Raw genomic sequence first — 17702 nt, 5'->3', positions numbered from 1 at the left:
CGGATTTTCACGCGCTTCGAGAAGTTGGACGTCATGTTCCTTGGATTCCTCAACTTCGTCCTGGTCGTTGATGGGCTTCGGATGTGTTAACAGGACCTAGTCGACCTGTCGTCTGTGCTTCGTCTTTCTACATTGGCGCGATATGTCACCCCGACATGGGCGCAGCTGTCGGAGACGACAGACCGGTAGCAAATATTACGGACGAGCAGACTCAGCAACGCAAAGAGGAATCTGAGTTCATTGGGAGATTTAATCTAATCAAATTTATTTTGAACACATATTACTAAGACGAAGCGGAGAAACTCCCCGCTTTGCGTCCAGCGTTCCGCATTGAATTGCCAGCTTGGAATACACGTAATGATGAAAAGCAAGGTTGAGTTGATCCGACGTCCCCCCATCCTGAGTAGCGGCCGGGTTTAGAGTCCGGGGTTGATGATATCGGTGTTGGTCAGCTGCTGGGCATACGCAGATGGCGTCAGGCAGTGCTCGATCAAGTGAAGGCAATGTATCCGAAGCTTCACACCTTCCAGAGCGATGTCGCCGATCCTGCCCAGATCGCTGCGCTCTCCGCACGCATGAAGACGGAGTTCCCTAGCCTCGAGTGCTGATGAACAACGGCAGACCGAACTGACCAGGGACTTGCCGAGGGCGGCGCCAACTCGCTCACCACTGGATGAACTGGTCAAGCAATCCTTTGCGTCGCTGAAGGCCGGCGCGCTGGAAATCCGGCCTGGTCAGTCCAGTCAACTCGCATGGATGCGTCGGATCGCTCCTGGGTTCATCGACAAGCAACTCTGGAAGGCGGCGAAGCGACTGGTGCCGGTTGCGGCGAGCTAGGGCATTGCTGCGAGACAGTGCAGAAGGTGGGCAAGGTGGGCAACAGCTAGGTGCTGTCGATTGCCGGGATCCCTCCGGACGCACCGGATCAAGTCCGATGACCCGCTGCGGTGACTCTGCAGCGGGCCAACGACGTTTCTGCATCAGGGGTGGCGCAAGCCTGCGTAACGATGCGTCGTTACACTGCGCTGCCATGGATACGCCGGTCGGCAGGAGGCGCCTGGCGCCCCCTGCGACGATGCGATCAGAGCATTTCCGGCGGCGGGGCGGTGGCCTTGGCGTGCTGCTTGCCACGTGCATGTTCGATGGCGGTGCGCAGCTTGCGTGCGGCGCCGGTGACGGCCGAGGCGGTGGTTTCGGCGCTATTGGTGGCTGCGATCGGCGGCAGGCCGGCGACGTGCGCCTCGATGCTGCAGGTTCGATCCGCTGCGCCGCCGCGCTGGCCGTTTTCATCGCGCAAATGCACTTCGACGCGGGTGATGTCGTTGGCGAAATGCGCCAGCTGGGCGGAGCAGGTCTTCTCGACATGCTGCACGACTGAGGGGTCATGCGGCACGTGCTTGTCGGTCTGGATCTGAATCTGCATAGAGTGTTCTCCTTCGCGGTCATCCGCTGCGTCTGCCGTAGCGGTGACTCGATTCTGCGACAGCGCACCGTTGCCGCAAGGTGACAAGCGGCACCGCGTTCATGCTCGGGTTGGGATGGCCGCAAGGCGCATCCACCACGGCCGGCGACGCTACCGCTGCAGTCGCGAAAGAACCCCGATCGCGCCGCCGCCGCCCCTTGGCGACCTCTGCCAGGCTGAACCCGCACGGCAGCGTCGATCGGCCTGGCCGGAAGCAGTGGATTAAGATGCCGGCACCGCGCTGGTGTGCGCCTGTCCGATCTCTGCCTGTGTCCGAATTCCGAGTTGCCCTGGGTGCCCGTCGCGGCGTGTTGCAGCGTGTGCTGTTGCTGGTCGCGTTGTGGATGGTGTGCGTGGGCGCCGCCGTGGCGCAGGACGACGACACGCTGCTGGAGAACGCGCGGACGCAGCTCGACAGCATGCAGAAGGTGCTGACCCAGGCCGACGCAGGCATGGAGAAGGCCGATACCGAGCAGCTCGGCAAGCTGACCGATGACGTCACCGGCACGCAGCGGCAGGCGCAGGATCTGGTGCGCACGCTGGAGCAACCGCTCAAGGAGCTCAACGGGCGATTGGGGGGGCTCGGTGTCGCGGCGCAGAACGAACCGGCCGACCTGGCAAAACAGCGCAGGGCGCTGACCAAGGAGCGCGATCAGCTCAATGCCGAGTTCATCCGGGCCACGCTGCTGGTCTCCAATGCCAAGGAACTGGCCGACCGGCTCGAACGCGAGCGCGTGCAACGCTTCAGCGTGAAGCTCTCCACGCGGGTGACCTCGCCGTTGTCGCCGACGTTGTGGCATCAGATCGGGCAGCAATGGCCCGACGATCGTACCCGCCTGCAGGCCTTGTCCGACAAGACGGTGCAGATGGTGCAGGCCGGCATCGCCGCCAACGGCGTGGGCGGGCTGATGACCGCTGCCGTCATCGCGTTGCTGCTGGCGCTGCCGCTGCGCATCTTCCTGCGCCACCTGGGGCGTCGCTATGCGGCCTCGCGTGCGCCCGGCGGACGCCTGCGACGTTCGGGCCTGGCACTGTGGTTTCTGCTGGTCGGCACGCTGACGCTGGGGAGTGCGGCATTCGTGTTGGTCGAGGGCATCCGCGCGCTCGGCGAGCTGCCCGACGATCTGGACCAGTTGCTGACCGGATTCGTCGCCATCAGCGTGGTGGCTGCCTTCGTCGGTTCGCTCAGTGCCAGCCTGTTGATGAAACATCAGCCCAGCTGGCGCCTGTTCCCGCTGGACGATGCCACTGTCGACCGCCTGCGCGTGCATTGCCTGGCCACCGCGGCGGTGATCTGGTTCAGCGGCATGGCGATGAAGATCAACGAGGTGGCCGGCAGCAGCCCCGCACTGACCGCCGCCACCGATGCGCTGGCCGCATTGCTGTACGCGGGGTTGATCCTGTCGGCGTTGGCCGGGCTGAGCCTGTCCTTGCGCGCGCATGCGGCAAATGCCGGGGTGGCCGATCCGGACAGCGATGCGCCGCCGCCGGTGGTCTCGCGCGGTGGCGGCTTCATCGTGCTGATCCGCCTGCTGGGCCATCTGGCGGTGATCTTTGCGCTGATCGCGGCCTTGTTCGGCTATCTCAATCTGGCCTTGTTCGTGGAGCGGCAGATCATCTGGATCACCCTGGTGTGCAGCCTGCTCGGCCTGCTGGTGGTCTTTGCCGACGATCTGATGACCTGGCTGTTCAAGCCCGACGGCCGCTTCAGCCGGGCCTTGTCGCATGCGCTCAGCATCGGCAGCGGGCGCCTGGTGCAGCTCGGGCTGCTGATATCGGCGGCAACCCGGGTGCTGCTGGTGCTGCTGGGCATCGCGGTACTGCTGACCCCGTATGGCGCCAACATCAGCGTGGTCACCGACTGGGCGGAGAACATCGCCCACGGCATCCCCATCGGCAAGGAGCTGGTGATCACTCCGGGCGATGTGTTCAGGGCGCTGTGCGTGTTCCTGCTCGGCATGGGGCTGGTGCACGTGGTGCAGCAGTGGTTGCTCAACACCTATCTGCCCAAGACCGAGCTCGATGACGGTGCGCGCAATTCCATCAGCACGGTGGCGCGCTATCTGGGCTGGCTGATCGTGGTGGTATGGGGCCTGACTGCATTGGGCCTGGATCTGAAGCGGCTTGCGCTGGTGTTGAGCGCGCTGTCGGTGGGGATCGGTTTCGGTCTGCAGGCGATCACGCAGAACTTCGTGTCGGGCCTGATCCTGCTGGCCGAGCGGCCGGTGAAGATCGGCGACTGGGTGCGTATCGGCGACCAGGAAGGCGACGTACGCAAGATCAGCGTGCGGGCGACCGAGATCCAGGTCGGCGACCGCTCCACCCTGATCGTGCCCAACTCGGAATTGATCACCAAGAGTGTGCGCAACATGACCCTATCCAACCCGATGGGGCGGGTGCAGCTGCAGTTCTCGGTGCCGCTGGAAACCGACGTGGCAAAGGTGCGCAACATGCTGCTGGACCTGTTTGCCGAGCACACCAAGGTGCTGGCCGATCCGGCTCCCTCGGTGTTCATCGATTCGCTGGCCGGCGGGCACGTCAACTTCAATTCGTTCGCCTATGTGCGCAGCCCGCGTGATTCGTACGGGGTGCGCAGCGAGCTGTTCTTCGCGTTGTTGCAGCGGATGGAAACGGCGGGGATTGCACTGCAATCGCCGCAGGAAATTCGCTTCAGCCGTGCAGGTGCCGCGGTGGCGCGCGATCCGGCCGATGGCACGCCTGCATCGGAAGATTGAGTCAACGCGTGGATGCAGTGCGCGGTAAAGGATGCTGTTCGCACGCACAGTGATCGAACAACGCACGTCTTGCTTTGCCTGCACCATGCGCACTGACCATCCCGACAGGTCCTTGCCCGCTCACCGTCGCGGGACCTTACGCGGCATGGATGCCGCGTAAGAGCCTACAGGGACGTACTTGCGGCGTGTCCTGCGAGGGTGGGCGGGCAAGGGCCCCGCAGCCAGGCCACAGATCGCATGCTTCGACGTTGGCTCTTGAGCTTTGACTTCGCTTTTGCCTTTGCCTCACCCAAATCGCCCGGCCTAGGACCACAATGAAAGCCAGACTCAGGAGCGATCCGCGACCTGGGTCTGCTTCACCAGGGCCAGGTCGTCCACGCTGACGTCTTCGGTGTAGTCCAGCCAGGCGCGGATTTCCAGATCGTCCACCGCATGTTCCAGGCCTACCGGCATGCGGATGCGACCGGCCGCATCGGGCACCACCCATTGCTGGGCCAGCACCACCTTGCGCTCCGACGAGACCGCCTCCACCCAGAATGCACGCGTCGGCCGGCGCTTGGCGTACAGCTCCAGCATGTAACGACCGGCTTCGGTCTTGCGCGCGGCCTGGGTGAGCATGATCGGCTGGCGCACGCGTGGGCGCGGGCCTTGCTCGCTGGCCTCCAGCGGCGCATCCACGGCGATGCCGCGGGTCAGGTCCGGGTCGCGGTACAGCTTCATGCTCTGGTGGCGGTCGACCACCAGCGCGCACCAGTCGCCATCGGCCGAGCCGTCCTCGAACGCCGTGCAGCGATCCACATAGGCCAGCGTGCCCTCGGTGTGGGTGCGGTCGAACTGGCGCGAGGTGTTTTCCAGATAGACGGTTTTGAGGTTGGTGTCGTCGTCGTATTCCAGCAGCACCGGCGGGCGCACCTGCTGCACGCCCACCACCACATCGCCATTGCCGTTGATGCGCAGCATGCGGGTGCTGCGCCCGGTCCACAGCGTGCGCGCGTAAGCGAGGTAGCGCGGATAGTCCTTGCCGCTGTCGCGGCTGGCCGCAACGCTGGCGCTGGGGGGCGCATCGTTGGCCAGCAGCGAGCGGCCGAAGCCCAGCGTGCGCATGCCCGGCTCCAGCAACTGCAGCAGCGTCGCCCCCGAATCCAGCGTGCTGCCGGCGCGCGTGACCACTTGCTGCGGGGCGATGTCCTTGCCCAGGAACAGCAACAGGTTTTCGCGCTTCTGCCTGGCCAGGACATCGCTGAGATCGTTGGGCATCGCCAGGTGGTCGGAGGCGATCACGATGATGGTGTTCTTGCCGTAGCGGCTGTTGCGAATACGCGCGACCAGCTCGCCGATCAGCCGGTCGCTGCACTTGAGCGCATGCAGCAGCCCGATGTCGCCCAACGCGCTGTCGTAGTGCTGGCCCTTGCACGCCAGCGGCAGATGGCCGGCCGGGTGGTGGGTGTCCATGGTCAGCGTGGTGAGCATGAATGGCTGGCCGGCGCGCGACAGCGTCTGGAAGCTGTCCCAGGCATCGTCCAGCAGCACATCGTCGTGCACGCCCCAGGCGGAAAAGTGTTTCGGCGCCACGCCCTTGTCGCGGAAGTAGCCGACGTCGTGCACCACATCGAAGCCATGGCTGGACAGAAAACTGCCCTTGCCGGCAAAGCTGGCATCGGCGCCGCCGACATAGTGATTGCGGTAGCCCTGATCCTTGAGATAGTCGCCCAGGCAGCGCGCTTCGGGCAGGAATAGGCCCATGCGGCCCATGCTGTTTTCATCGCCGGGCGCGGTGGTCAGCGGCACGCCGCACATCGAGGCGACCATGCCGGCGATGGTCCAGCCGCTGCCCTCGGTGGAGGTGAGGTTGCGCACGTCCACCGCCTCGCTGGCCAGCGCGCGCAGGTTCGGCAGCAGACCGGGGAACACGTCTTCGTCGAAGTAGGTGCGTTCCAGGCTCTCGCCGTAGATCCACACGATGTTCTTGCGCTTCTGCAAGGGCTGCTGCGGCACCAGGTATTCCGGTACCACGGTGGCGTAATCCACCGGGCGCAGCTGGTAGTACAGGCGCTTGCCGTCGCGGTACAAGGGGCTGACCGCGATGCTCACCAGCAACATCGCCACGAAGCCGCCGAATACCGCATTGCCGCCACGCGGGCGACGGAAACGTCGCACCCGGAGCAACACCAACGGGCTGAGCGACAGCAGCACCATGCCGATAAACACGGCGATATAGCCGGAGAAATCGCTGACGCCGGCACCGTCCATGTCCGCGCGCAGGTGATACAGCGTGGCTGCGTTGATGCCGTCGCCGCTGAGCCGATCCACCAGGCCCCAGGCGCTGAGCAACAGCAGCAGCAACGACAGCAGTCCGGCCTTCAGCCACGCCAGACGCGGCGAGGCGACCAACAGCCAAAGCAGGAGCAATAGCGAAAACAACAACATCCAATGCATGCGGCAGCGTCCGTGGGGGAATGATGCGAGCGCGTACCGGACGCCTTGCTCGCCATGTCCTGTGCGCCACACCCAATGTGACACCCGGATGACGGACTATGCCGCGCTGAAGCTGACTGAAATGTTTGTTGGAGTCGAGCGCCAGTCGCTGCGCGGCGCAGCGTGCGCGCTGGCGATCAGCTGGTCGCGGTGGCGCTCGCTGGTGATTACGGTCTCTGCATTCCGCATTTGGCGCGCTTCGCGCAGACAGGCGGCGTCGCAACGACGCCACATCGCCCGATCCACGTTGACAGCTGGACGCGGCGGTCTTCGCAGGCGACGCCGGTTAAGCCGCGTCGCGCCCGGGTGCGCTCCTACGCGGTGGGGTGCGGTCTGTGGGTGGCGCTAGCGATGGCCGCGTTCTTCGCGTGCACGCACGCGGCGGTCGAACAGCAGCGCGCTGAGCACGATGCCCAGGCCCAGCACGACGCCGAGCAGGAACAGCACCATCGCAATCGCCGGATAGCCCCACAGCTTCAGGCCGGTTTCGATACGCATCATCTGCGCCGAGGCCATGATCAGTGCGGCAGTCACGATGCCGGCCGCCACGCGGTTGGCGATCTTCTGCAGGCTTTCCATCAGGTGCGATTCTTCCAGCCCGGTGACGCGCATCTGCAGGCGGTTTTCTGCAGCCAGCGACAGGATCTCGGACATGCGGCGCGGCCCTTCGCGCACCAGATGCTGCAGTTCCATCGCCTCGCTGGCCAGGTTGGCGGCCGACAGGGACTTTTTCAGGCGCGCGCGCATCACATGCTGCAGGTGGCGCTCGACGATGCGGCGCGTGTCCAGGTGCGGCGACAGCGTGCGGCACACGCCTTCCAGGTTCAACAAGGTCTTGCCGAGCAGGCTCAGCTCCGGCGGCGTGCGCAAGCCGTTGGCGGTGGCGATGCGCACCAGATCCAGTACCACACGGCCCTCGGAGGTGGTGTCGTGCGCGGCGTAGCGGGCGATCATCTGCCCGGTTTCGCGCTGGTAGCGGTCTTCGTCGTAATCCTCCAGCCGCGTGCTGAGTGCGATGGTCTCTTCGGCCACTTCTTCGCCACGCCCATCGACGGCGGCGAACAGCAGCTTGAGCAAACGCTCGCGCAGGCGCGGCGGCACGTGCGCGACCATGCCCAGGTCGAAGATCGCCAGGCGCCCGTCCTGCAGCACGCGCAGGTTGCCCGGATGCGGGTCGGCATGGATCTCGCCATGCACGAACATCTGGTCCAGGTAACCCTTGACCAGTTCTGCGGCCAGCTTGTCCATCGGCTGCTCGGTGCGGCGCAGGCCGGAGATCTTGTCCACGCGCACGCCTTCGGCCAGCTGCATGGTCAGCACCTTGCGGCTGCTCAGGTCCCACACCGGTTGCGGGATCCACAACAGCGGAAACGGCTTGAGATGCTTGCCGAAGCGCGCCAGCGTCTCGGCCTCGTCTTCGTAATTGAGTTCGGCGCGCAGGGTCTTGCCGAATTCGCCCAGCCAGTCGGCAAAGCGCACGCGCCGGCCGATGCCGGTCAGGCGGTCGGCGGCGGTGGCAAAGCTTTTGAGCACGTCCAGGTCCGAACGGACCTGGGCGGCGACTTCGGGCTTTTGCACCTTGACCGCCACCGGGGTGCCGTCGCGCAGGGCGGCGCGGTGCACCTGCGCCAGCGAGGCGCAGCCCAGCGGCACCGGATCGAAGAACGAGAACGCCTTGTTGACCGACACGCCGAGTTCTTCCTCGATGATCTGGCGGATGCGCTCCACCGGCACCGAACTGGTGTTCTCCTGCATGCGCTCCAGCGCCGTGGCGAACTCCGGCGGCACGATGTCCGGGCGCGTGGACAGCATCTGGCCGAGCTTGACGAAGGTGGGGCCGAGCGCTTCCAGGTCGGAGACGAACTGGTCGGGCGTGCCTTCGCTGGGCACTTCGTACTCGTTGATCGCGGCCGGATCCAGGTTCATGCCGGCGAACACGCCCGACCCGCGATACCGCAGCAACAGGCGCAGGATCTGCGTGCGACGGCTCATGCCGCCCACCACGCCGGTGTCGGCCGGGATCGCGGCCTGGGCCGGTGTGCGGTACGGGTCGTTCGGACTCAAGGCCATCTCCGGCGGTCGTGCAAGAGCGCGAGTGTGGCCAGCGGCGGGTCGTCAGGCGGTGAATCCAGGCAAGTGACAACGGCGCAGTCGTGCGCGGCTCGAGGCCGGCGGGCGTGGCCGGTTGGTGCGGCCGGCGGGCATCGGCATCGCGCGCCAACGGTCGGCAACGGCGTGCAACGGCCTGCCATCACCCCATACGGGCGCCGGATCGGCGAGAATCCACCGCCACTCACCAAGGACGCCCGCATGGCCGGTGCCAGCCTGTTCACCCTGCTCGACGACATCGCCACGCTGCTGGACGACGTTTCCATCCTGACCAAGGTCGCGGCCAAGAAGACCGCCGGCGTCCTCGGCGACGACCTGGCGCTCAATGCGCAGCAGGTCACCGGCGTCACCGCCGACCGCGAGCTGCCGGTGGTGTGGGCGGTGGCCAAGGGCTCGCTGATGAACAAGGTGATCCTGGTGCCGGCAGCGCTGGCGATCAGCGCCCTGGAGGCCTGGCTGCGCGGGCGCGGCTACAACGTGCCACTGGTGATGCCGTTGATGATGATCGGCGGTGCCTACCTGTGCTTCGAGGGGGTGGAGAAGCTGGCGCACAAGTTCCTGCGCAACGAGGAAGACGAAGCGCAGCGGCATGCCGAGCGCACCCGTGCGCTGGCCGACCAGAACGTGGACGTGGTGGCGCTGGAAAAGGACAAGGTCAAGGGCGCGATCCGCACCGACTTCATCCTGTCGGCGGAGATCATCGTGCTGTCGCTGGGCGTGGTGGCCGGAGTCTCGTTCGGCCAGCAGGTCGCGGTGCTGGTGGCGATCGCCCTGGCCATGACCATCGGCGTGTACGGCCTGGTCGCAGCCATCGTCAAGCTGGACGACCTGGGCCTGTACCTGAGCAAGAAGGGCGCGGCGTTGGCCGCGCTGGGCCGCGGCATCCTGGTGGCCGCGCCGTGGCTGATGAAGTTCCTGTCGGTGGCCGGCACGCTGGCGATGTTCCTGGTCGGCGGCGGCATCCTGGTGCACAACATCCCGGCACTGCATCACCTGGTGCAGGACCTGGCCAAGTCGGCCGGCGGCATGGGCTGGTTGGTCGATGCACTGGGCAACATGCTGGTCGGCGTGATCGCCGGTGCGATCGTGCTGGGCGCGGTAATGCTGTTCCAGAAGCTGCGCGGGAAGAAGCCGGCGCACTGACGCCGCGTCAGGGCCGCCGGGTTGGGAGGGGACTCGGCACCGGTGTGACATCGTTAGCTGGCGTCGGTCGAGCGCAACGGCGATGACGGTGGCTGTCAATGATCCGCCAGTGAGGGTTGACCGTGCGCGGGCGCCCATCTGCGCGATGGCGCCGCCGTTTCGGGCATTGCGTCACAGCGGCTGCGTACCTGACGAAGCGAGGTTCTTGATTCCGATGTTGCGCGCGCGTTCCGGCGGCCGCCATTGCTAGGGTGTGCATAGTGGGTGGTATCGGAAATGTGCTGCATGAGGGCAGCCGGGGCTGGCATAGAGGCCGGGCCACGCGTGCAGCAGCGCGATGCGGGAGGGATGCGTGAAGAAGACGTCTGAAGAACACGACGACACGCCTGCGGCGCGGCCTGCTGCGCAGCAGACGGATCAAGCGCGCCAAGGACTGCCTGCAGCGCATCTGGAGGCGGCACCGGTCGGCGGCTTCCCGGAAATCGGTCGGCGGCGCTTTCTCGGTTTGGGTTCGGCAGCAATGGCTGCGGCCATCGTGGGCGTTCCGGCCAGCGCAACCACGCCCGCGAGCGCGCAGATGCGCGCCATCTGGATCACCAGCGTGTTCAATCTCGACTGGCCGAGCGCTGCGTCCGCACGGATCGTCGACCCCGCCGAACGCATCGCGGTGCAGCAGCAGGAACTGCTGGCAATCGTCGATCAGGCCCAGGCGCTGCATCTGAATACATTGGTCTTTCAGGTCAAGCCCTGTGCCGATGCGCTGTACCGCTCGCGCATCCTGCCATGGTCGCCGGTCATGACCGGCGTTCTAGGCAAGCACCCGGGTTTCGACCCGCTGGCATTCTTGCTGCGGCATGCACATGCGCGGGGCATCCAGGTGCATGCCTGGCTCAATCCCTACCGTGTTTCGACCGGCCTGGACCAGGCCACGCTCGATGCGTTTGCCACTGCGTCGACCGATTCGCCCCAGAGCGTGTATCTGCGTCACCCCGACTGGGTTGGCGTGGCGGCCAATCGGCTGGTGCTCGATCCGGGCATTCCGGCCGTGCGCCGCTGGATCTGTGGCGTGGTCGCGGAATTGGTGGCCTGCTACCGCGTGGATGGAGTGCAGTTCGATGACTACTTCTATACCGAATCGGCGCAGTCTCCCCTCGACGATGCGCAGACGTATGCCGCCCATGGCGCCGGATTTGCCGACAAAGGCGATTGGCGCCGCGACAACACCTATCGATTGATGCGCGAGGTGGCCAGGACCATTCGGGCGATCAGGCCAGGCGTCGCATTCGGGGTCAGCCCGGCCGGGGTGTGGCGCAATCGTCGGGATGATCCGTTGGGCTCGGACACACAGGCCGGTGCGCCCGCATTCGATACCGCTTATGCCGATACCCGCCGTTGGGTCCGCGAAGAACTCGTGGACTACGTCGTGCCGCAGATCTACTGGCCGCTGGCACGCCAGGCTGTGCGCTACGACACCATCGCACGCTGGTGGGCGGACACCGTGCGCGGTCGGCGCGTGCAACTCTATATCGGCATGGCGTTGTACAAGGTCGGCACTGCCAACGCACTGGAGCCGGATTGGATAGTGGACGGCGGTGTGCCCGAGATCGCTCGCCAGCTGGACGTGAATGCGTCGCTGCCTGAGGTTGGCGGCTGCATGTTGTTCCGCCACGGATTTCTCGCCGCAGCCCAGACGCAGCAGGTGGTGGACTATCTCACCCTGCGCTGGCAGCACCCTTGAAGCGACGGGCCAAGCGCCTGCCCAGTCGATGAACGGACGGAGGCCGCTGAATCGGCTTGTCCCATGCCGGCGTCGGGCCCGATGCGGGGACGCACCCGTGGGCACGTGGCCGCTAATCCGCGCTGATCACCCGGTTCTTGCCGGCCGCCTTGGCGTCGTACATGGCGCGGTCGGCGCGGCGGATCACATCGTCCTGGGCTTCGTCGGGATGGCGTAGCGCCACGCCGCCGCTGAAGCTGACGAACACGCGCACGTCGTCGTGCAGCAGCGAGCGTTGGGCCAGGGCGCGCTGCAGACGGATCACCGCCGCGCTTGCCTCGAAGATGGTGGAGTCCGGCAGCAGCAGTACGAACTCTTCACCGCCGAAGCGGGCGATGGCATCGGTGGTGCGTAGCACCGACTTGGCCACGTCCACCGTATGCCGCAGCGCGGCGTCGCCGCCGGCATGGCCGTGGGTCTCGTTGAGGTGGCGGAAATCGTCCAGATCCAGCATCGCCACGCACAGCGGTTGCCCACCGCGCTGGGTGCGTGCGGCCTCGCGCTGGAACAGCTCTTCGAAACCGCGCCGGTTGAGCGCGCCGGTGAGCTGGTCTTCGCGCACCAGCCCGGCCACGTCCTTGAGTTCCTGTTCGAGCGAGGCGATACGTTGCTCGGCGTCTTCGACCTGGCGACGGGCCGCCAGCAGTTCGTCGCGTGCGGCCAGCGCCTGCGCCTGCACCCCGGCGGTGTCCTGCAGCAGTTCCTGCAACAGGCGATTGAGGTCCGGAATGCCGCGAGCGTCGCCGATCGCCTGCGAATAGCCGGCAACCCGATCGTGGTATTCGCCGGTGCTGGTGGCCATGCCGTCGAGCCGGTCGACGAAGGACACCATCATCTCGCGCATGGCGGTCTTGGAATCGGCGATGCCTTGCTTGAGCAGGCCTTGCTTGTAGATGACCTCGCGCAAGGTGCCGCGCGCCTGTTCGATCGAGCCGACATCCAGCGGGCCGGAAATCAGCTGCCGCACCACCGAGATCTGCCCCTGCAGCCAGCTGCGATCGTCGAGCAGTTCGCCGACGTTCTCCAGCAATAGATCGAACAGGCCGAGCAACAGATTCTGTTGTTCGCTGGCATCTTCGGCGCGCAGGCCGATCTGGTGGCTCAGCTCGCGCAGCCGCTGTTCCAGGGTGATCAGCTCATGGCCGGGGCGCCAATGGCGCAGCGCCGAAGCCAGGGTCTGCGCTTCTTCGGCCAGCTCCGGGCTGCGTTGCAGCAGCGTGGCCAGGGCATTGCCCAGCGCATGGCGCAGCAGGTCGCGCAGCTGCTCGGCCTCGGTGCGCCCTTCAGCCAGCGAGTCGCCGGTATCGATGGTGCGGATGTACTTGTCGATCAATTGCCGCAAGGCGCGGCCATAGCCAAGCCAGTCGCCGGCCGCATAGGCCGCGCTCAGGCGCACGCCCATGTCGCCGAGTTCGCCATGCAGGCTGGCAATGCCTTCGGCGAAGGCCAGCAGCAATGCGTCCGGATGCGCCGCATGCGAGAACAGGCGCATCAGCAGGGCGGTGGCCGCCGCCGGGTCGTGCGCGCCGGACTTGTTCTTGGCCGGCACCAGCTGATGCGCGGCCAGGCCGTGCCCGCCGCGCTCGCTGCCGATCACGCTGGGCAGGGCCGCGGCCGGGCGCGCGCTGTCCGCGCCGCCCCAGGGCAACAGGCGGCGCAGCCCGCCACGTGGGCGGCTTGGAAGTTCAGGCTGGTCTGCCATGCGCCGGGATCTCGGAAAGTCGTGGTGCCATCGCTGGTTATCGGCGCGCAGGCGTCGCGCTTAAGCGATCCGGGCAGGTCTGCGCAGTTCCGGCATGCGCGCCCGATGCCGGGCAGTGGGCGATGGAGGGCCTGCATGCGTGACTGAACAAGTCATGCGGGTGATGGCGGGCGCCGCCGTCGTTGCCCGCTTTCGGTGCGTTTCAACAACTACGCACCACGGCAGGGATGTCATCGCACTGCAATGCGCCGCTTATGCCTGCAGGCATGCGCAACCATGCGCAAGGGAATGTCGCTGTCGCAGAAAAGTCAGCACGTATTCACGCATATTTTATTTGCCCGGGGTGTAGATTCATCTCAAGGACGACGTGGAGTACGCGCGTTGGCCCCGCTCCTCGTTCGTAGCAGGTCGTCTGGCTGAATCGGCAGATGATGGTTGTCGCTTCGCTGTTTTCCGTCTCCACCCACCTTACGACGGACGTTTAGATGGTTGCCATGATGCCGCTTCACGCCACTACCGCACGCTTCGAGCGCAGCACGATGCTCCCTACTCTGAAGAAGAGCGGGCGACCGCGTGATGCACGTGGCCGCTTCATTCGTCATCACGAGCGTCTGCCGGTGTCGCCGGCCGATACCCGCGGTGCCTTGTTCGTGGTGTCGGAGATGGCGGACTTCATCAAGGCGGGCGGTCTGGGCGATGTGGCCGCGGCGCTGCCACGCGCGCTGCGCCATCGCTACGATGTCCGTGTGCTGATCCCCGGCTATCGCGCGGTGCTGGCGCGGGCGGGCAAGGTGGAGATCGTCGGCCGGGTGCTGGCGCATGCCGCACTGCCGGCCTGCGACATCGGCCGCATCGTGCAATCGGACGGCCTGCCGATCTACATCCTACTGTCCAAGGAATTGTTCGAACGCGACGGCTCGCCCTACGGGAGCAGCAGCGGTTCGGAGTTCGAAGACAACGCGATCCGCTTTGCCACCTTGTCGCATGCCGCCGCGCAGATCGCCGCCGGCCATGCCGGGCTGGGCTGGAAGCCGCGCCTGCTGCACCTCAACGACTGGCCGTGCGCGCTGGCGGCCGCCTATGTGCGCTGGTCCGGCGGCACCACGCCGTGCCTGTTGACCATCCATAACCTGGCCTACCAGGGCCTGGTGCCGTATTCGATGGCCGCTGCACTGGGCATTCCGGCCGAGCGGGTGGCCGAACTGGAGTTCTACGGGCAGATGTCGTTCCTGCGCGGCGGCATCGTGCATGCCGACCACGTCAACACGGTCAGCGTCAGCTACGCCCAGCAGATCACCGGCCCGGCGCAGGGCTGTGGCCTGGACGGCCTGCTGGCCGGCCGCGCCGCCAAGGGTGCGCTGACCGGCATCGTCAACGGCATCGACGCCAGCTGGGATCCGCGCACCGACGAATATCTGGACACGCACTTCAGCGTGAATCAGTGGCAGGGCCGCCAGGCCAACGCCGCGCAGGTGCGCAAGGCCTTCGGGCTGCGCGAGAGCACAGGCCCGCTGTTTGCGGTGGTGTCGCGGCTGGTGCACCAGAAAGGCCTGGACCTGATCTGCGAGGTCGCTCCGCAGATCGTGGCGGCCGGCGGCCAGATCGCGGTGATCGGCGGCGGCGAGCCGGAGATCGAGCAACAGGTCGCCGAGCTGACCCGGCGCTATCCGGGCCAGGTCGGTGCCTTCATCGGTTTCGAGGAAGGCCTGGCGCGGCGCATGTTCGCCGGCGCCGACTTCCTGCTGATGCCTTCGCGCTTCGAGCCGTGCGGCTTGAGCCAGATGTATGCGCAGCGTTTTGGCTGCCTGCCGATCGCGCATGCCACCGGCGGTCTGATCGACACCGTGGATGACGGGGTCACCGGCTTTTTGTTCCAGCATGCCAGCGTCGAGGCCTTGCGCCGCTGCCTGGAGCGCGCGTTCCGCACCTTCCGCCTGCCCAGCCTGCTGTCGGCGATGCGCCGCGCGGCGATGCTGCGTCCCAGTGGCTGGGATGTGGCAGGCAAGAAATATCTCTCGCTGTACGAACGCACCGCCGCAACCGCTCCCGCGCTTGCGACGGTGTCATGAGCGAACGGCAGGGCGGGCAGGGGCAGGAAACGGAAGCGACAACGGTGACCATGGACGGGATGTCGGATCTGCTGCAGGACGTGCAGGCGCTGGCCGACGGCCTGCCTGCCGATGCCTTCGCGGTATTGGGCCCGCATTCCCAGGCGGACGGTCGCCGGTTGGTGCGCGTGCTGGCCCCCGGCGCCGAGGCGATGGGCCTGATCGATCCACGCGGCAAGCTGCTGGCGCGCATGCAGGCCGGCCCGGTCGATGGCGTGTTCGAAGGCACGCTGGCGGCCGAAGGCCCGTATCGGCTGCGCATCGTGTGGCCGGACGTGGTGCAGGAGATCGAAGACCCCTACGCCTTTGCCGCCACGCTGGACGAATCCACCCTGCTGCAGATCGCTGCCGGCGACGGCCAGGCGCTGCGCCGTGCCCTGGGTGCCCAGCACCTGCACTGCGACGACGTGCCCGGGGTGCGCTTTGCGGTGTGGGCGCCGCATGCGCAGCGCGTGGCGGTGGTGGGCGATTTCAATGGCTGGGACGTGCGCCGGCACCCGATGCGCCCGCGCATCGGCGGCTTCTGGGAGCTGTTCCTGCCGCGCGTGGAAGCCGGTACGCGCTACAAGTACGCCATCACCGCTGCCGACGGCCGCGTGTTGCTCAAGGCCGACCCGGTGGCGCGCCAGAGCGAATTGCCGCCGGCCACCGCCTCGGTGGTGCCGGGCGCGGCAGCGTTTGCCTGGACCGATGCCGCCTGGATGGCTGCGCGCGATGCCGGTGCCGCGCCGGCGCCGCTGTCGATCTATGAAGTGCATGCGGCGTCCTGGCGGCGCGATGGGCACAACCAGCCGCTGGACTGGCCAGGGCTGGCCGCACAATTGATCCCCTACGTGCAGCAGCTCGGTTTTACCCATATCGAGTTGCTGCCGATCACCGAGCATCCGTTCGGCGGCTCCTGGGGCTACCAGCCGCTGGGGCTGTATGCGCCGACCGCGCGCCACGGCAGCCCGGATGGCTTTGCCCAGTTCGTCGACGCCTGTCATCGCGCCGGCATCGGCGTGATCCTGGACTGGGTCAGCGCGCATTTTCCCGATGATGCGCACGGCCTGGCGCAGTTCGACGGCGCGGCGCTGTACGAGCATGCCGACCCGCGCGAAGGCATGCATCGCGACTGGAATACGCTGATCTACAACTATGGCCGGCCCGAAGTGACCGCCTACCTGCTGGGCAGCGCGCTGGAGTGGATCGACCACTACCACCTCGACGGCCTGCGCGTGGATGCAGTGGCCTCGATGCTGTATCGCGACTACGGTCGTGCCGAAGGCGAGTGGGTGCCCAACGCGCATGGCGGCCGCGAGAATCTGGAAGCGGTCGCCTTCCTGCGCCAGCTCAACAGCGAGATCGTCACGCGCTTTCCCGGCGTGCTGAGCATCGCCGAGGAATCCACCGCCTGGCCGGGCGTGACCATGCCGATCAGCGAGGGCGGCCTGGGCTTCACCCACAAATGGAACATGGGCTGGATGCACGACACGCTGAGCTACATGCAGCGCGACCCGGCCGAGCGCGCGCAGCACCATAGCCAGCTCACCTTCGGCCTGGTGTACGCGTTCTCCGAGCGTTTCGTGCTGCCGCTCTCGCACGACGAAGTGGTGCACGGCAGTGGCGGCCTGCTCGGGCAGATGCCCGGTGACGACTGGCGGCGCTTTGCCAACCTGCGCGCGTACCTGGCGCTGATGTGGGCGCATCCGGGCGACAAGCTGCTGTTCATGGGCGCCGAATTCGGCCAGTGGAACGACTGGAACCACGACCAGTCGCTGGACTGGCATCTGCTCGACGGCGCCGCGCATCGCGGCGTGCAGCAACTGGTCGGCGATCTCAACGCCGCATTGCGGCGGGTGCCGGCGCTGTACCGCGGCACGCACCGTGCCGACGGTTTCGACTGGAGCGTGGCCGACGACGCGCGCAACAGCGTACTGGCCTTCATCCGCCACGATCCGGAGGGCGGCGCACCCTTGCTGGCGGTGAGCAACCTCACCCCGCGACCGCACCACGACTATTGCGTTGGCGTGCCGCGTGCCGGCGGCTGGCGCGAAATCCTCAATACCGACAGTGCCCATTACGGTGGCAGCAACCTCGGCAACAGCGGTCGCCTGGCGACCGAGCCGATGGGCATGCACGGGCACGCACAACGCCTGCGCCTGACCCTACCGCCGCTGGCCACGATCTATCTGCAAGCGGAGAAATAAGA

At 66.5% G+C, this 17702-nt stretch carries 9 protein-coding genes and 1 pseudogene; 6 read left to right on the top strand and 4 right to left on the bottom strand.

The window, feature by feature from the left end; genetic code table 11:
• Positions 1–90 (top strand): annotated as a pseudogene (locus XarbCFBP7408_RS15595) (IS5-like element ISCARN85 family transposase); the annotation flags it as partial.
• A gap of 991 nt (positions 91–1081) precedes the next feature.
• On the opposite strand, the gene XarbCFBP7408_RS15585 reads toward XarbCFBP7408_RS15595, so the two are convergent.
• Positions 1082–1423: an HPF/RaiA family ribosome-associated protein gene (locus tag XarbCFBP7408_RS15585; RefSeq protein ID WP_016903259.1), complete on the bottom strand. Its 342-nt coding sequence runs from the start codon at positions 1421–1423 to the stop codon at positions 1082–1084.
• Positions 1424–1806: 383 nt separating this feature from the next.
• Here XarbCFBP7408_RS15585 and XarbCFBP7408_RS15580 point away from each other — a divergent pair, with 383 nt between their 5' ends.
• Complete coding sequence (locus XarbCFBP7408_RS15580; protein ID WP_181106902.1) at positions 1807–4197, top strand: DUF3772 domain-containing protein; 2391 nt, start codon at positions 1807–1809, stop codon at positions 4195–4197.
• A 327-nt stretch (positions 4198–4524) separates the two neighbouring features.
• Here the strand turns inward: XarbCFBP7408_RS15580 and XarbCFBP7408_RS15575 are convergent, their stop codons facing one another.
• The gene (locus XarbCFBP7408_RS15575; protein WP_104563725.1) at positions 4525–6633 is read right to left on the bottom strand and encodes a phosphoglycerol transferase I; all 2109 of its coding nucleotides are present in this window, start codon (positions 6631–6633) and stop codon (positions 4525–4527) included.
• Positions 6634–7017: 384 nt separating this feature from the next.
• Positions 7018–8742: an ABC1 kinase family protein gene (locus XarbCFBP7408_RS15565; protein ID WP_104563723.1), complete on the bottom strand. Its 1725-nt coding sequence runs from the start codon at positions 8740–8742 to the stop codon at positions 7018–7020.
• A 240-nt stretch (positions 8743–8982) separates the two neighbouring features.
• On the opposite strand from XarbCFBP7408_RS15565, the gene XarbCFBP7408_RS15560 reads away from it, so the two are divergent.
• Together XarbCFBP7408_RS15560 and XarbCFBP7408_RS15555 are read left to right on the top strand one after the other, a co-directional pair.
• Positions 8983–9924, top strand: a complete 942-nt coding sequence (locus XarbCFBP7408_RS15560) for a DUF808 domain-containing protein (protein WP_104563722.1) — start codon at positions 8983–8985, stop codon at positions 9922–9924.
• Between the two features lie 337 nt (positions 9925–10261).
• Positions 10262–11662 carry a glycoside hydrolase family 10 protein gene (locus tag XarbCFBP7408_RS15555; protein ID WP_258072147.1) on the top strand — a complete coding sequence of 467 codons (1401 nt, stop codon included), beginning with the start codon at positions 10262–10264 and terminating at the stop codon, positions 11660–11662.
• A 112-nt stretch (positions 11663–11774) separates the two neighbouring features.
• On the opposite strand, the gene XarbCFBP7408_RS15550 is transcribed toward XarbCFBP7408_RS15555, so the two are convergent.
• A complete protein-coding gene (locus XarbCFBP7408_RS15550; RefSeq protein WP_104563720.1) occupies positions 11775–13403 on the bottom strand; it encodes a GGDEF domain-containing protein in 1629 nt (542 codons plus the stop codon).
• Between the two features lie 485 nt (positions 13404–13888).
• Here XarbCFBP7408_RS15550 and glgA point away from each other — a divergent pair, with 485 nt between their 5' ends.
• The gene (gene glgA / locus XarbCFBP7408_RS15545) at positions 13889–15472 is read left to right on the top strand and encodes a glycogen synthase GlgA (RefSeq protein ID WP_181106896.1); all 1584 of its coding nucleotides are present in this window, start codon (positions 13889–13891) and stop codon (positions 15470–15472) included.
• A complete protein-coding gene (locus XarbCFBP7408_RS15540) occupies positions 15469–17700 on the top strand; it encodes a 1,4-alpha-glucan branching enzyme (RefSeq protein ID WP_104563719.1) in 2232 nt (743 codons plus the stop codon). Before glgA ends, XarbCFBP7408_RS15540 begins: the two co-directional genes overlap by 4 nt.
• The last annotated feature ends 2 nt before the right edge of the window (positions 17701–17702 follow it).

This window comes from Xanthomonas arboricola pv. guizotiae, assembly GCF_002940205.1.
GTDB lineage: Bacteria > Pseudomonadota > Gammaproteobacteria > Xanthomonadales > Xanthomonadaceae > Xanthomonas > Xanthomonas arboricola_C.
The sequence above is the reverse complement of the archived record's forward strand: the minus strand, read 5'-3'. Positions and strand labels throughout refer to the sequence as shown.

Coding starts and splice junctions, on each gene's coding strand:
- XarbCFBP7408_RS15585 (WP_016903259.1), bottom strand. CDS start 1,423: ATGCAGATTCAGATCCAGACCGACAAGCACGTGCCGCATGACCCCTCA.
- XarbCFBP7408_RS15580 (WP_181106902.1), top strand. CDS start 1,807: ATGGTGTGCGTGGGCGCCGCCGTGGCGCAGGACGACGACACGCTGCTG.
- XarbCFBP7408_RS15575 (WP_104563725.1), bottom strand. CDS start 6,633: ATGCATTGGATGTTGTTGTTTTCGCTATTGCTCCTGCTTTGGCTGTTG.
- XarbCFBP7408_RS15565 (WP_104563723.1), bottom strand. CDS start 8,742: ATGGCCTTGAGTCCGAACGACCCGTACCGCACACCGGCCCAGGCCGCG.
- XarbCFBP7408_RS15560 (WP_104563722.1), top strand. CDS start 8,983: ATGGCCGGTGCCAGCCTGTTCACCCTGCTCGACGACATCGCCACGCTG.
- XarbCFBP7408_RS15555 (WP_258072147.1), top strand. CDS start 10,262: ATGCGGGAGGGATGCGTGAAGAAGACGTCTGAAGAACACGACGACACG.
- XarbCFBP7408_RS15550 (WP_104563720.1), bottom strand. CDS start 13,403: ATGGCAGACCAGCCTGAACTTCCAAGCCGCCCACGTGGCGGGCTGCGC.
- glgA (WP_181106896.1), top strand. CDS start 13,889: ATGGTTGCCATGATGCCGCTTCACGCCACTACCGCACGCTTCGAGCGC.
- XarbCFBP7408_RS15540 (WP_104563719.1), top strand. CDS start 15,469: ATGAGCGAACGGCAGGGCGGGCAGGGGCAGGAAACGGAAGCGACAACG.